At 70.2% G+C, this 14661-nt stretch carries 15 protein-coding genes; 4 read left to right on the top strand and 11 right to left on the bottom strand.

What is annotated here, in order from left to right; genetic code table 11:
- Nucleotides 1-51: 51 nt before the first annotated feature.
- The gene (locus EDF33_RS09105; RefSeq protein WP_123291824.1) at nt 52-1050 is read right to left on the bottom strand and encodes an alpha-L-glutamate ligase; all 999 of its coding nucleotides are present in this window, start codon (nt 1048-1050) and stop codon (nt 52-54) included.
- Nucleotides 1051-1220: 170 nt separating this feature from the next.
- A complete protein-coding gene (locus EDF33_RS09100; RefSeq protein WP_111084701.1) occupies nt 1221-2063 on the bottom strand; it encodes a helix-turn-helix transcriptional regulator in 843 nt (280 codons plus the stop codon).
- 102 nt (nt 2064-2165) lie between these two features.
- Here EDF33_RS09100 and EDF33_RS09095 point away from each other — a divergent pair, with 102 nt between their 5' ends.
- Entirely contained in the window at nt 2166-2906 is a 741-nt protein-coding gene (locus EDF33_RS09095; RefSeq protein ID WP_132099861.1) for an SDR family NAD(P)-dependent oxidoreductase, read from the top strand.
- Between the two features lie 11 nt (nt 2907-2917).
- Here EDF33_RS09095 and EDF33_RS09090 read toward each other — a convergent pair whose 3' ends face one another.
- From EDF33_RS09090 to rsmI, 8 genes are all read right to left on the bottom strand, one after another.
- Complete coding sequence (locus tag EDF33_RS09090) at nt 2918-3385, bottom strand: hypothetical protein (protein WP_132099860.1); 468 nt, start codon at nt 3383-3385, stop codon at nt 2918-2920.
- A gap of 52 nt (nt 3386-3437) precedes the next feature.
- Nucleotides 3438-3977, bottom strand: a complete 540-nt coding sequence (locus EDF33_RS09085; RefSeq protein WP_132099859.1) for a hypothetical protein — start codon at nt 3975-3977, stop codon at nt 3438-3440.
- 37 nt (nt 3978-4014) lie between these two features.
- A complete protein-coding gene (locus EDF33_RS09080; RefSeq protein WP_165918767.1) occupies nt 4015-4548 on the bottom strand; it encodes a PIN domain-containing protein in 534 nt (177 codons plus the stop codon).
- A 2-nt stretch (nt 4549-4550) separates the two neighbouring features.
- Nucleotides 4551-4823: a hypothetical protein gene (locus EDF33_RS09075; RefSeq protein ID WP_132099857.1), complete on the bottom strand. Its 273-nt coding sequence runs from the start codon at nt 4821-4823 to the stop codon at nt 4551-4553.
- 92 nt (nt 4824-4915) lie between these two features.
- A complete protein-coding gene (gene rsmA / locus EDF33_RS09070) occupies nt 4916-5767 on the bottom strand; it encodes a 16S rRNA (adenine(1518)-N(6)/adenine(1519)-N(6))-dimethyltransferase RsmA (RefSeq protein ID WP_132099856.1) in 852 nt (283 codons plus the stop codon).
- Nucleotides 5767-6675 carry a TatD family hydrolase gene (locus EDF33_RS09065; protein WP_123338561.1) on the bottom strand — a complete coding sequence of 303 codons (909 nt, stop codon included), beginning with the start codon at nt 6673-6675 and terminating at the stop codon, nt 5767-5769. Before EDF33_RS09065 ends, rsmA begins: the two co-directional genes overlap by 1 nt.
- A complete protein-coding gene (metG, locus tag EDF33_RS09060) occupies nt 6672-8249 on the bottom strand; it encodes a methionine--tRNA ligase (RefSeq protein WP_123291816.1) in 1578 nt (525 codons plus the stop codon). The genes EDF33_RS09065 and metG overlap by 4 nt, the downstream gene beginning before the upstream one ends.
- A gap of 134 nt (nt 8250-8383) precedes the next feature.
- Nucleotides 8384-9205 (bottom strand): 16S rRNA (cytidine(1402)-2'-O)-methyltransferase, encoded by an 822-nt coding sequence (rsmI, locus tag EDF33_RS09055; RefSeq protein ID WP_123292295.1) that lies wholly within the window; start codon nt 9203-9205, stop codon nt 8384-8386.
- A gap of 66 nt (nt 9206-9271) precedes the next feature.
- Between rsmI and EDF33_RS09050 the strand changes: the two genes are divergently transcribed.
- Nucleotides 9272-10903, top strand: coding sequence for a phospholipid carrier-dependent glycosyltransferase (locus tag EDF33_RS09050; protein ID WP_132099855.1), 1632 nt, complete (start codon nt 9272-9274; stop codon nt 10901-10903).
- 155 nt (nt 10904-11058) lie between these two features.
- Here EDF33_RS09050 and EDF33_RS09045 read toward each other — a convergent pair whose 3' ends face one another.
- Nucleotides 11059-11721: a TetR/AcrR family transcriptional regulator gene (locus EDF33_RS09045; protein WP_165901439.1), complete on the bottom strand. Its 663-nt coding sequence runs from the start codon at nt 11719-11721 to the stop codon at nt 11059-11061.
- Between the two features lie 169 nt (nt 11722-11890).
- On the opposite strand from EDF33_RS09045, the gene EDF33_RS09040 reads away from it, so the two are divergent.
- Both EDF33_RS09040 and EDF33_RS09035 read left to right on the top strand, forming a co-directional pair.
- Nucleotides 11891-13432 (top strand): MFS transporter, encoded by a 1542-nt coding sequence (locus tag EDF33_RS09040; RefSeq protein ID WP_123291813.1) that lies wholly within the window; start codon nt 11891-11893, stop codon nt 13430-13432.
- A gap of 325 nt (nt 13433-13757) precedes the next feature.
- A complete protein-coding gene (locus EDF33_RS09035) occupies nt 13758-14630 on the top strand; it encodes a rhodanese-like domain-containing protein (RefSeq protein ID WP_165918766.1) in 873 nt (290 codons plus the stop codon).
- Nucleotides 14631-14661: the final 31 nt, after the last annotated feature.

Raw genomic sequence — 14661 nt, 5'->3', positions numbered from 1 at the left:
GGCCCGTGGCGGGGCCCGCCACGGGCCTCCAGTCCGGTGGTTCTTGCGTGCTCAGGCCGTGAGTTGCGCCGCGTACTGCGTCTCCAGCAGGCCACCGAGGTAGCGCGCGATGGAGCGCGGGCCGGAGGCCGGCGCGGACTCCTCGACGGCTGGGTTGTAGTTCGTGTTCGTGTTGATGTCGTAGACGACCGTGCGGCCGTCCGTGGTCTCCATGAACTCGACGCCCGCGATCGTGACGCGCTGGTCGGCGAGGAACGTGCGGAGCTGCTGGACGAGCGGGTGCTCGGCCGTGACCTCGGTCCGGACGCTGAACGCCGGCGGTGCTCCGGCGGTCTCGGTTCCGGGCACGTCGCAGACCGCTCCGGCGATGACCTGGGGGACCTCGCACGCGTCGGCCGGGCACAGCTCGAAGCTGCCGGCGCTCGTGTCGACGCGGACGGCGTACACGAACTCGCCGCCGACGAACTCGACGCGGGTGATGAAGGGCTCACGGGCCGTCAGGAACTCCTGCAGCAGCGTGATGCCGTCGACCGGCGCCTCGAACTCCGGCGAGTCGACGTAGGCGTCGAACTCGGCGAGCGAGTCGAACCGGCGGACGCCCAGGCCCTTGCCGCCCTGGTTGTGCTTCGTGATGAACGGGACGTCCTGGCCGTTCGTGAAGTCCCGTGCCGCCTGCTTGAGCGTCGTCGTGCCGAACACGGCGGTGGTGCGGGGCACGTCGAACCCGGCGTGCTGCAGCAGCCCGTGCTGGGCCACCTTGGAGACCTCGAGCTCGAGCACGTGGCTGCCGCCGACAACCTGGCGACCCGCTCGTTCGAGCCAGCCGAGGACCGCGCGGGTGTACTCCTTGCTGTGCTCGTGGCCGCGGGTGTGGCTCGACGCCGACATGCGGGACCAGTACACACCGGGCTCCGGCTCGGCACCGAGGTCGATCTGTCCCTCGGTCAGCAGGATCTCCTGCACCGGGACGCCCTCGGCCTCGAAGGCTGCGGCGAGCGGCGGGAACCACTCGGGGTTCTCGTGGATGACGTACACGCGGGGAGTGCTCACCCGCCCACCCTAGGCACGGTATACCGCACGCGGCCAAGTGTGTGACGCGCGGTTGCTTCGTGTGGTGCGCCCGGGTGCGTCTTCGTGGTGCGAGGTTGGTCACTCGGTGCCGGCCTGTAGGGCGGCACCGAGTGGTCAACCTCGCACGAGCCGCGCGGGCCCGCGCCGCGTCAGCCCGCGAAGGCCTGCTGGCCGACGACACCGAGGAGCTCGAGCTTCTGCGCGTCCTCGGATCCTGGGGGTGCGGTGAACAGCAGCAGCGCCTGGGCTTGGTCGTCGGTGTGCAGGACCTGGCAGTCGACGGTGATCCGGCCGAGCTGCGGCTGCACGATCGTCTTGTTGTCGGACCAGCGACTCGTCACCTCGTGCAGTGCCCAGAGCTCGCGGAACTCGGGGCTGCGGGTCTCGAGCTCGGCGATCAGCTCGGTGGCCCGACGGTCCCCCGGTCCGGCCAGCCCCACCGCCGCCCGCAGCGACGCCACCACGACCCGGGCCAGTCGCTCGTGTTGCTCCGGCGCGTACTTCGCGAGCTCGTCGCCGGTCACGAACCACCGCCATGCCTGGTAGCGCTCGTTGCCGGGCAGGCTGACGGACGACCCGAGCAGCGCCGCCGCGAGCCGGTTCTCGACCAGCGTCTCCCCCAGGTGGCTGACCACGATCGCGGGGGTGTCCTCGAGCCGGTCGAGCACCCGCAGGATCGCGGGGTCGACGTGGTCGGCGCGGTGCAACCGGGTCGGCGCGTTCTGTCCGGCCAGGTGGAACAGGTGGTCGCGTTCGTCGAGGCTGCAGCGGAGCGCCCGGGCGATCGCGGCGATCATCTGCTCCGACGGCTGCGGTCCGCGCTGCTGCTCGAGGCGTGTGTAGTAGTCGACCGACATGCCCGCGAGCGCAGCGACTTCTTCGCGCCGGAGCCCAGGCGTCCGGCGTCGTGGTCCCTGACCGAGGCCGACGTCCTCGGGGCGCAGCAGTTCGCGGCGACGGCGGAGGAAGTCGGCGAGTGCAGCGCGGTCCATGGTCCCGATTGTCGTCCGGTTCGCGCCGCCGTGCCAGGGATCGCCGATCCCCCGATGACCGAGGTCTGGATGGGTTGCCGACGACAGCGCATGGTGGTGGACATGGACATCACGAACTCCACCGTCTTCATCCCCGGCGCGACCTCGGGCATCGGCCTCGCCCTCGCCCAGCGCCTGCAGGCCGCGGGCAGCACCGTCGTCATCGGCGGGCGTCGCCAGTCGCTCCTCGACTCGCTCGCCGCCGAGCACGGCTTCGGCACCGTGCAGATCGACGTGAGCGACGCCGCATCCATCGAGAAGGCCGCCGCCTCCGTCCTCGAGGCGTACCCGTCGCTCGACGCCCTCGTCACCATGTCGGGGATCATGCGCAACGAGGACCTGCGCTCCCCCGACCACATCCACGACGCGCTCGAGATCATCCAGACCAACCTGGTCGGCACGATCCGCCTCATCGACGCGTTCCTGCCGCACCTGCTGGCGCAGCCCGCCTCGACCATCGTCACGGTCTCGTCCGGCCTCGCGTTCGTCCCGCTCACCGCGACGCCGACGTACAACGCCACCAAGGCCGGCATCCACTCGTACACGCAGTCGCTCCGTCAGCAGCTCCTCGGCACCCCGGTGTCGGTGCTCGAGCTCGCTCCCCCGGCGGTGTCGACCGACCTGATGGGCGGAGCGGACTTCGGCGGCATGCCGCTCGACGCCTTCGCCGACGAGGTCATCGGGCTGCTGTCCGCCGGCGATTCGCCCGAGATCCTGGTGCAGAACGTGCTGCCGCTCCGGTTCGCCGAGCGCGACGGCACGCACCAGCAGATCTTCGAGGCGATGGCGTCGCGCGCGCACTGACGCGCGGCACGTCAGTCGGCTGCGCCCTCGGCCTGCTCGTTGCGAGCGATCCGCCGGTCGAGGGCGCGGTTCAGCATGGGGAGTCCCGTCGCGATCACCGCTCCGCCGAGCGCCCAGCCGACCGGCACCTGTTGCCAGCGGGTGCCCGCGTAGATCGCGGTGAACACCATCACCGTCAGTGCTGTGCTGAGCAGACGATGCGCTCGGTCACGGTGCATGCGCGGCACGGACCCGACCGCTGTCGTGCCGGGCTCGTCGGTGTTCGGTTCGTCGGTGTTCGGTTCGTCGGTGTCCGGTCCGTCGTCCAGGTACGCGAACGCGACCCCCCACACGACGATGCTCAGACCGAGCACCACCGCGGCCCACGCCCCGTCGCTGGAGGGATCGCGGACGATGACCGACACTGCGAAGCAGTCGATGGCGAGCCCGCCGAGCACGGCGACGATCGCGAGCCACTGGGAAAGGGTGATGCGACGCACCCGCCGATCGTAGGGGTCCGCGGGTCCTGCGCGCGCTCCCCCGTTCGCGGCGTCAGAGGCTGGCGAGCAGTTGCTGCAGTTCAGCCTTGGCGTCGGGCATCCGCTCGGGGCCGGTGAGCCGCTCCCGCTGCACCGAGATGCGAACGGTGTCGGGCTTGGGACCGTCCTCGGTGTTCAGCAGCACGGATTCGCGGTCGGGGAAGGTCCACCGGGCCGACGGACGCTTGCCGCCGCGGCGCCCGGACATCGGCGTGGACCCGAGTGCGGCCGCGAACACCGGCACGATCCGATCGAGCACCGCCTCGCGCTCACCGGGGACCTGCCGTGAGGCCGACACCGCGAAGGTGCCGTCCGAGCGCTGCCCGGGGACGCGGAGCCCACGAGCCTGTTCGTACCCGATGGTGATGCCCTGCGCCCACCATGGCTCGACACCCTGACCAACGATCCACGACGCGATCGCAGCGTGCCCGATGGTGGCTCCGCCCGCCGTGTCGATCAGCGCGTGCCACTCGTCCGGTGACTTGCCCGTCGCCGCGAGGACACGGTCCGGCGCCATCCCCTGCGCGTGCGAGCGAACCGTTCCGTCGGTCATGCCGTCATCGTAGGCCGGAGGACACCGCCATCGCGGATCAACGCTGGGAACCTGCCCGCAGGCGACGCGCGAGCTGAGCACCCTCGGCGTCGATGATCAGCGGGAGGCGCTCCTTGTCGACGACCCCGAACGCGGGATCGACCGTCACGAAGCCGTCGACTTCCCAATGCCGAGCTGTTGCGACGTGCAATGCACCCGAGACGGTCAGGCCGAATTCTTCCATGAGATCTGGGACCTCATCGCTGACGGCATCGATCCCGAACCAGTGCAGTTGCGTCGACCGCAACAGTTCTCGCCATGCGGCGACATGGCGACGAGCGGCTTCCGTGGCCATGCCGTGAGCAGCTCGCAGAACCTCGAACTCCGTGTAGGCGCTGTACATCATCTCTGTACCTGCGAGGTCGAGGTGGTCGAGGAACGCGACCGCCTCGACCTTGTGACGATCGGTCCGGCGCAGCGCGCTCCGGATGAAGCTCGACTCGACGAGGACGGCGTCCGGGCGGGCGGCGCAGTCATTGAACTCGAGGACCCGGTGCTGGTCGAAATGCTCGGGCGTGAGTCGCTCGAACACGGTCAGGGATGCGTGTGGAACGAGACGGTCGGCTCGACCCAGAAGTCCGGATCGATCGACTCAATCGCGCGCCGTCGGCGCTCGCGGCGTTCTTCGAACGTGCCTTCAGGTCGCGGCGTCCGAGCGAACAGCGCTTGCCGTTCGGCTTCGGTGAAGATCTTCGGCCCCCGCTGCCGACCGGGATCCGCGCTGAGCAATGCGCGACGACGTCCCGCTGTGAGCTGTTCCTCGGTCAGGCCGCCGCGGTTCGGTCGGCGTGGTTCGGTCGGCTGCATGGTGTCTCCTTGGTCGATGTGATCAACCGTAGGAGCACCGAACGGACGGTACCAAACATTCCGTATTTCGACGATCCGAGGCGGGAGACGAGCTACTCCGCAGCCGCGAGGACCGTCCGACCGAGCCGCACGAAGTCGTCGACGCCGATCGCCTCGCCCCGCGCTGTCGGGTCGATGCCCGCCGCCGTCAGGACCTCGGAGGCGTGGGCACTGCCGCCGAGCACACCGGACAGGCTCTGCCGCAGCATCTTCCGACGCTGCTGGAACGCCGCATCGACCAGGGTGAAGACCCGCGACCGCAGCCGCTCGTCCCCCGGGGGGTCGTGCCGGTCGAACGCCACGAGCACGCTGTCGACGTTCGGGACGGGCCAGAAGACCTGTCGGCTGACGAGCCCGGCCGTGCTCCACGAGCCGTACCAGGCGGCCTTGACACTCGGCGACCCGTAGACCTTGCTGCCCGGGCCCGCCGCGAGGCGGTACCCGACCTCGGCCTGCACCATCACGAGCGACCGCTCGATCGACGGGAAGGTCGCGAGCAGGTGCAGCAGCACGGGCACCGAGATGTTGTAGGGCAGGTTCGCGACGAGGTGGGTCGGTTCGGTGTCGAGGTCCGATGCGGCGACGGTCATCGCGTCCTGCTGCACGACCGTCAACGAGGCCTCCGGCTGCATCGCGCTCACCGTCGACGGCAACCGCGCCGCGAGCCGCTTGTCGATCTCGACGGCGGTGACGTGGGCGCCGGTCTCGGTGAGCCCGAGCGTCAGGGAGCCGAGGCCCGGCCCGATCTCGAGCACTCGGGACGACGGCGTCACGCCGGCGACCGACACGATGCGCCGGACGGTGTTGGCGTCGTGCACGAAGTTCTGCCCGAGCTTCTTCGTCGGGGTCACGTCGAGTTCGGCGGCGAGCTCCCGGATCTCGGCCGGGCCGAGCAGCGCGCCCACTACTCGTCCACCGTCACGGGCTCGGCGTCCCACGCACCGTAGACGAGCTCGGTGTTCGACGCGATCTGCGCGGCGAGCATCGAGGCATCGGTGCCGAGGGTCTCCGCCATCGACCGCAGGGTGATCGGGATCAGGTACGGGGCGTTCGGCCGGCCGCGGTACGGCGTCGGGGTCAGGAACGGCGCGTCCGTCTCGACCATGATCAGGTGCCGCGGCGCGACGACGAGGGCTTCGCGGAGGAGTGCCGCGTTCTTGAACGTCACGGTTCCGGCGAACGACATGTACCAACCGCGCTCGGCACAGAGCCGAGCCAGGTCGGGTCCGCCGGAGAAGCAGTGGAACACGGTGCGCTCCGGAGCCCCGACGCGGTCGAGCACCTCGACCACGGCGTCGTGCGCGTCGCGGTCGTGGATGGTCAGCGCGAGGCCGTGCTCCTTCGCGATGCGGATGTGCTCTTCGAACGAACGGATCTGGGCGTCGCGCCCGTCCTCACCGGTGCGGAAGAAGTCGAGCCCGGTCTCACCGATCGCCCGGACGCGGGGCAACGCTGCCAGCGCCTCGATCCCGGCGAGGTGCTCGTCGAGCAGCCCCTGCTCCTGCAGCGACGGCGCCTCGTTCGGGTGCAGTGCGACCGCTGCGAGCACGCGGGGTTCACGGGCGGCGATCGACGCGGACCACTGCGAAGTGGCGAGGTCGGTGCCGACCTGCACGACACCGCGGACGCCGACGCTCGAGGCACGGCCGAGGTGCTCGCGGTAGTCGAGCGCCCCGTCGCCACCGTCGGCGATCTCCATGTGCGTGTGGTTGTCGTAGACCGGGACCACGAGCGCCTCGGGCAGGGGCGGGTAGGTCAGGTCGCGCTTGGAGCCGTCCCCGTCGCCACGGGAGCGGAGGTGGGCGTCGGTCACGCGGCGCCCTGCTCCGCCTGCTCGATGCGCGGGAACAGCCCGCTCTCGAGCGCCACGACGTGCGAAGCACCCTGCCACTCGAAGGCACGATCGACTCGCTGCTCGGCGATCGAGCCGCCGGCACCGATCGACGCCCACAGCTTCTCGGTGGCCTTCGGCATCACCGGGGAGAGCAGGACCGCGACGGTGCCGAGCCCACGGAGCGCGGTGGTCAGGACGGTGCCGAGCCGCTCGCGGTTCGCGTCGTCCTTCGCCAGGGCCCACGGCTGCTGCTCGGTGATGTACCCGTTCAGGGCATCGACGAGCTCCCAGACGGCAGCGATCGCCTCGTGCGGGGCGAACGCGGCGATGGCGGCGTCGGCACGCTCGGTGACCGAGACCGCCAGGGCATCGATCGCCTGGTCCGACTCGGTCAGCGAGCCGCGCGCCGGCACTGCGCCGTCGAAGTACTTCTGCAGCATCGCGACCAGGCGCGAGGCCAGGTTGCCGAAGCCGTTCGCGAGCTCGGCCTGGTACCGCGCCGAGATGTCCTCCCAGCTGAAGTTGCCGTCCTGCCCGAAGGTGATGGCGCGGAGGAAGTAGTAGCGGAAGGCGTCGGAGCCGAAGGTGTCGGTGATCTCCGACGGCGCGATGCCGGTCAGCTTCGACTTGGACATCTTCTCGCCGCCGACGAGCAACCAGCCGTGACCGAAGACGCGCTCGGGGACGGGCAGGCCGGCAGCCATGAGCATCGCCGGCCAGATGACCGCGTGGAAGCGGGCGATGTCCTTGCCGACGATGTGCACGCTCGGCCACAGGCGCTTGAAGGCCTCGTCGTCCTCGGTGCCGTAGCCCAGCGCCGTGACGTAGTTGAGCAGGGCGTCGAACCACACGTACAGGACGTGGTCGCTGTCCCACGGGATCTTGATGCCCCAGTCGAAGCTGGACCGCGAGATCGACAGGTCGCGGAGGCCCTGCTTCACGAACGAGATGATCTCGTTGCGGACGCTCTCCGGCTGGATGAACAGCGGGTTCGACTCGTACAGGTCGAGCAGGCGCTGCTCGAAGTCCGACATGCGGAAGAAGTAGTTGCGCTCGGACAGCACCTCGACCGGGATCGAGTGGATGGCACAGACCTGCTGCCCCTCGTACGCACCGGTGCCGGGGACCAGGTCGCTCGGCTGCTTGTACTCCTCGCAGCCCACGCAGTAGAAGCCCTCGAACTCGCCGGCGTAGATGAAGCCGTCGTCGTAGAGCTTCTGCAGGAACGCCGTCACACCGCGCTCGTGGCGCTCGTCGGTGGTGCGGATGAAGTCGTCGTTGGCCACGTCGACGGTGTCGAGCAGCGGCTTCCACGCCTCGGTCACGAGTCGGTCGGCCCACTCCTGGGGCGTGACCTCGTTCGCCGAGGCGGTGCGCAGGATCTTCTGTCCGTGCTCGTCGGTGCCGGTGAGCAGCCAGGTGTCGTCACCCCGCTGCCGGTGCCAGCGCGCGAGGACGTCCGCGGCGACCTCGGTGTAGGCGTGCCCGATGTGGGGCACGTCGTTCACGTAGAAGATCGGCGTGGTGATGCTGAACGAGGACCCGGCGGACATGCGGACCATCCTACGGGCGCGCGGAACCCGGATGACGCGCGCGGCGGTGGACTGTGGAAAACCGGATCCGGGAGGCCCGTGGCGGGCCCGCCCCGCGCCTCCAGACCGGCCGACGCGAACGTGACGAGCCCCGCTCAGCGCGCCGCGAGCGCCCCTTCGTACAGGTCCCGCTTCGACAGCCCGGTCGCGTCCGCGACCGCCGCTGCGGCCTCCTTCATGCGCATGCCGGCGGCCACCCGCTCGAGCACGAGGCGGACCCCGTCGTCGAGCGTCGCCTCCTCGGTGGCCTCGGCGGCACCGGCGACGACGATGCAGATCTCGCCCCGGACCCCCTCTGATGCCCACGTGACGAGCTCGTCGAGCGGACCGCGCCTGACCTCTTCGTACAGCTTCGTGAGCTCACGGCAGACCGCGGCACGACGGTCGCCCCCGAACCCGACGGCCATGTCGGCGAGCGTCTCGGCCAACCGGTGCGGCGACTCGAAGAAGACCATCGTGCGCTGCTCCCCCGCGAGCGCCTGGAACGCGCGGCGACGCTCCCCGCCCTTGCGCGTCGGGAACCCCTCGAACGTGAAGCGGTCCGTCGGCAGTCCGGAGACGGCGAGCGCCATGAGCACCGCCGACGGGCCGGGCAGTGCCGTGACCGTGACGCCAGCGGCTGCCGCTGCCTCGACGAGCGGGAAGCCGGGGTCGCTGATCGCGGGCATGCCGGCGTCGGTGAGGACCACGACGTCCTCGTCACGAGCGAGCTCGACGACCTCGGACGCCTTCGCCCGTTCGTTGTGCTCGTGCAGGGCGATGAGCCGCGGACGGTTCTCGATGCCGAGGGCACGCATGAGGTGGATGGCGGTCCTGGTGTCCTCCGCCGCGACCACGGTGGCGTTGGAGAGGGTCTCGACGAGACGGCGCGAGGCGTCCCCGAGGTTGCCGATGGGGGTTGCTGCGAGGACGATCACGCCACCCATTGTCGTCGCAGCGGGGTCGCAGCGCGGACATGCGGTCGATCCGTAGGATGCTCAACGATGACCAGCGAGCTGACCGACGACCGCACGGCCGTGTCCGACGGGCCGGTCGGCTCGCGCCTCGACGACTGGTGGGGGCGGGTGCTCTCCACCGCCCAGCGCGTCGCGGTGTGGCGCTGGGCCGGACCGATCGCGGTGACGCTGCTCGCCGCCGTGCTGCGCCTGGCGAACCTGGGGAACCCGCACTCCCTGGTCTTCGACGAGACCTACTACGTCAAGGACGGCTGGTCGATCGTCCACCTCGGCTACGAGGGCACCTGGCCGGCGAACCCGAGCAGCGACTCCGCCCCGACGACCGACGACCGGTTCTCGAGTGGTGAGACGGACGTCTTCACCAGCGCCGCGGAGTTCATCGCGCACCCGCCGCTCGGCAAGTACCTGATCGGGCTCGGCATGCTCCTGTTCGGGGCGGACAACTCGTTCGGCTGGCGGTTCGCCATCGCCGTGCTCGGCATCGCGACGGTGTTCCTCACCGCGGTGATCGCCCGGTCGCTGTTCCGCTCCACCCTGGTCGGCACGCTCGCCGGCGGCCTGCTCGCGATCGACGGCCAGGCCATCGTGATGTCCCGCGTCACGCTGCTCGACGGGATCCTGACGTTCTTCGTCGTGCTCGGGTTCGGGGCGCTCCTGCTCGACCGGCGCCGGAGTCAGCGGCGGCTCGACGACTGGGTCGCCGAGCGCGTCGCCGCCGGCCGGGACACCCTGTGGGGGCCCGTGCTCTGGTGGCGTCCGTGGCTGTTCGCGATGGGGCTGACGATGGGGTTGGCCACCGCGACGAAGTGGTCGGGGATGTACTTCCTGGCGTTCTTCGCCGTGTACTCCGTGCTGAGCGACATGATGATGCGCCGCCGTGCGGGGGTCGAGTTCTGGTCGTCCAGCGCGCTGCTGCAGCAGGCCCCCGTGTCGTTCCTGCTCACCGTGCCGATCGCCGCCGTCACCTACGTCGCGTCGTGGACCGGCTGGTTCGTGTCGAAGGACGGCTGGGACCGGAACTGGCTGGCCTCCGGCGGCGAACGCTGGACCGGATTGCTCCGGTGGGTGCCGGACAGTCTGCAGAACTGGTGGCACTACCAGTCGGAGATCTACAACTTCAACATCGGGCTGCACACGCCGCACTCGTACCAGGCGAACCCGCTGCTCTGGCTCGTGATGCAGCGGCCCACGTCGATGTTCTACGTCGGGACCGATGCCGGCCAGGACGGCTGCTCGGCGAGCCGCTGCGGCGAGGCGATCACCGGCGTCGCGAACCCGTTCATCTGGTACGCGGCGGTCATCGCGACCGTGGCGCTGCTCGTGCTCTGGATCCTGCGCCGACAGTGGCAGTACGGCTTCGTCCTGCTCGGCGTCGCCGCGGGCTACCTGCCGTGGCTGATGTACGTCAACCGGACGGTCTTCCAGTTCTACACGATCGCCTTCGAGCCCTTCATGGTGATGGCACTGGCGGCGGCGATCGGGTTGGTGCTCGGCTCACGGACCGATCCGCGGCCCCGACGGACCCGGGCGATCGTCTGGGTCGGCGTGTACCTGGTCGTGGTCGTGCTCGCGTCGGCGTACTGGTACCCGATGTGGACCGCGATCCAGGTGCCGTGGGACTTCATCCGGTCGCACTACTGGCTGCCGAGCTGGCTGTAGCGCGCGTCGGGTGTCGGCCCGGCGCGCTGGTCGTGACCGGCCCGGCGCACTGGTCGCGACCAGACCGCCGGACGGGAGGCACGGGTCGACTCCGCCACGGGCCTCCCGTCCGGAGTCGGTTGGCACCGGAGCCGCGCGCGGTCCGCGGGGACGCGTCAGGACTGCGCGTGCAGCGCGCGCTCGATCGACTCGCGGTCGAGCGGGTCGCCGACCATGCTCGGCGCGGTCCGGGTCTGCGGCAGGACGCCCTCGATGAGGAGTTCGGCGTACCGGCGCCAGGCGTTCGGGTCGTGCTCGCGGGTGGCGTCCGCGACGGCACCCACCATGGCGGTGAGCATCGGGAGGTCGCGGTAGTCGAAGCCGGGGCGGACCACCCCGGCGGTCTCGGCCCGCCCGATGATCGCGGAGACCTGGCGTTCCAACCGGTCACGCTCCTGCACGATCGACGGACGCGCCTTGCCCGCACGCACGATGGCGTCGGCGAGCGCACGGTCGCGGGCGCGGAACTCGAACACCCCGGTCAGGTAGACCCGCAGGGCCTCGCGCGGGTCGACGACGTCGGCGGCGCGGGCCGCTGCGTCGTTCATCGCCTCGAACTTGGTGGCGAGCAGCGCCTCGATCAGGGAGTCCTTGTCGGCGAAGCGCCGGTACACGGTGCCGACACCGACCCCCGCTTCGTGCGCGATGTCGTTCAGGGTGACCGACAGCCCGCGCTCCGCGAAGCACTTGCGAGCGGTCTGCAGGATCAGCTCGCGGTTGCGTGCCGCATCGGCGCGCAGCGGGCGCTCGAGGTCGGGCGCGGACTCGGTGGTGCTCACGATGCCGAACCTAGTTGAACTTTCTGGGAATAAGTGGATGCGGACCTTCCGTTTCGGTCTACACTGTCGACAAACGGATGCCGTGCATCCGTTTGACACCTCTCCTCTTCGAAACGCCCGACGGTGCGCGCTTCGTGCTCCCCCTCCAACCTTCTCGAAGGAGGCTGCCGTGACGGCAGAACACACCGTGCCGACCCCCACCGGGGCAGCACCCACGACTTCTGGCACCACCCCCGCCAAGAGCAACCACCGCTGGATCGCCCTGGCGGTCATCGCCCTCGCCCAGCTGATGGTCGTGCTCGACGCCACCATCGTGAACATCGCGCTCCCCTCGGCCCAGGCCGACCTGGGGTTCGGCACCGACCAGCGCCAGTGGATCGTCACCGCGTACTCGCTGGCGTTCGGCTCGCTCCTGTTGCTCGGCGGGCGCCTCGGCGACCTGTTCGGCCGCAAGAACACGTTCATCATCGGACTGGTCGGCTTCGCGGTCGCGTCCGTGCTCGGCGGCCTCGCCGACTCGTTCGGCCTGCTCGTCGCGGCCCGCGCCCTCCAGGGTGTCTTCGGCGCCCTGCTCGCACCGTCCGCGCTCGGCATGCTGACCACCACGTTCCGCGACCCGAAGGAGCGCGGTCGTGCGTTCGGCATCTTCGGCTCGATCGCCGGTTCCGGTGCGGCCATCGGCCTGCTCCTGGGCGGCGTGCTCACCGAGTACGCGTCGTGGCGCTGGTGCCTCTACGTCAACGTCGTCTTCGCCGTGCTCGGCGTGATCGGCGCGCTCGTGTTCATGGAGAAGCCGCCGAAGGTCGATCGCCCGCGCATCGACGTCGCCGGCGTCATCACCATCACCGCCGGTCTGGTCGGCGTCGTCTACGGGTTCTCGAACGCCGAGACCAACGGCTGGGACTCCCCCGTCACCATCGCGATGCTCGCCGGTGGCGTCGTCCTGATCGCCGCGTTCGTGTTCATCGAGACCCGTGTGGCGCACCCGCTGCTGCCGCTGCGGGTCGTGCTCGACCGTGACCGCGGTGGGTCGTTCATCGCGATCGGCCTGGTGGCGATCGGCATGTTCGGCATCTTCCTGTTCCTGACCTACTACCTCGAGCAGACCCTCGGGTTCAGCTCGCTGCAGACCGGTCTGGCCTTCCTGCCGATGCCGCTGTCGATCATGATCTCGGCGACGCAGATCGGTGGGCGACTGCTGCCGCGCATCGGCCCGAAGATCCTGATCTTCGCCGGTGGCCTCGTCGCCGCGATCGGCCTGCTCCTGCTGCTGCGCACCGACCTGGACAGCTCCTACGCGGGCACCGTCCTGCCGGCGCTGATCGTCATCGGGCTCGGCATGGGCACGATCTTCTCGTCCGCGATGAACACCGCGACCACCGGGGTGGCCCGAGCCGACGCCGGTGTGGCCTCGGCGACGGTGAACACCATGCAGCAGATCGGTGGCTCGATCGGCACGGCGCTGCTGTCGACGATCTTCGCCGACGTCGTGAAGAACAGCCTGACCGGGCTGTCGGCGGCACCCACGAAGCTGCAGCAGGCGCAGGCCACGCTCGACGGCTACCACGTGGCGTTCGGCATCTCGGCCGGTGTGCTCGTGCTCGTCGCCCTGGCGGGTGGCCTGCTCATCAACCGGCAGTCGGTGCGGCTCGACCGGCTCGCCCACGCCGCGTCCACGACGACCGGGAGCATCCCCGCCGCCGCACACTGACGCGTCAGCTCGTCGGAACGGCCCGTCCTGGTTCTGCCGGGGCGGGCCGTTCGTGCGTGTGGGGCGTGGTGGGCGAGCGGTGCGGGGCGGGTGCGGGGCGTGTGCCGGATCGCGCGGGTTTTGCGACGTTCCACGAGTCGTTCAACGCGTGGATCGTCGGAACATGCACCCGCAGTCATTGCGTGTGCATGTTGCGACGAACCACCGGTCGAACAACTCGTGGATCGTCGGAACATGCGCACGCACCAGCCACCACACGCGCCCCGGTTGCGCAGTGTGTCGGTTTCCCTGTCACCCGTCAGTGGTCCGCATTATCGTGTGCGGCATGGCCCCCGTCCTGACCTCGCCGCTCGTGTCGACGCAGTGGCTCGCCGACCACCTCGGTGGTGACGAGCTCGTCGTCCTCGACGCCTCCGTGCACACGGTGGGGACCGGCCTCGAGACGATGTGGCACTCCGCGGTCGACTCCTACGAGCAGCGCGGGCACGTCCCCGGCGCCCGCTTCGCCGACCTCGTCGACGCGTTCTCCACACCGGGCGCCGAGGTGCCCTTCACCCGCCCGAGTGCCGAACGGTTCGAGGCAGCTGCGGGCGACCTCGGCGTCACGAACACCTCGACGGTCGTGGTCTACGACGACAGCGTCGGTGAGTGGTCGGCGCGGCTCTGGTGGATCTTCCGGTCGTTCGGCTTCGACTCCGTCGCGGTCCTCGACGGCGGGTTCACGAAGTGGCGCGACGAGGGCCGGCCGGTCCGCGTCGGTGCACTGCGCCATTCACCATCGCCGGCGAAGGCGCCCGACGACGACAGCGCCTTCCTCGCCGGTGAAGAACGCCCGCTCTGGGCCGACCACGCCCGTGTCCGCCGAGCAGTGACGGGTGAACAGCCCGCGGCACTGGTGTTCGCGGCGCCCGCAGCGGCCCTCGGCGACGACCACCCGCCGATCATCCCGGGGAGCACCCCGATCACCGTGGACACCCTGGTCGACCCGGACACCAACGCGTACCTGCGCGGGCCGAAGCTCGCCGAGGCGTTCGCCGCGGTCGTCGGCGAGGACGAGATCGTGACGTACTGCGGAGTCGGTAGCGCCGCGTGCGTCGATGCCCTGGCGCTGACCGTGCTCGGCCACGACAAGGTCACCGTGTACGACGGCTCGCTGCTGGACTGGTGGCGGCACGAGCCCGAGGCCCTGGCGTCCTGACGACGACGCGCGCCCCGGCTAGCGTTGGCGC

It is taken from the genome of Curtobacterium sp. PhB146 (genome assembly GCF_004342995.1).
Classification (GTDB): Bacteria; Actinomycetota; Actinomycetes; order Actinomycetales; family Microbacteriaceae; genus Curtobacterium.
The sequence above is the reverse complement of the archived record's forward strand: the minus strand, read 5'-3'. Positions and strand labels throughout refer to the sequence as shown.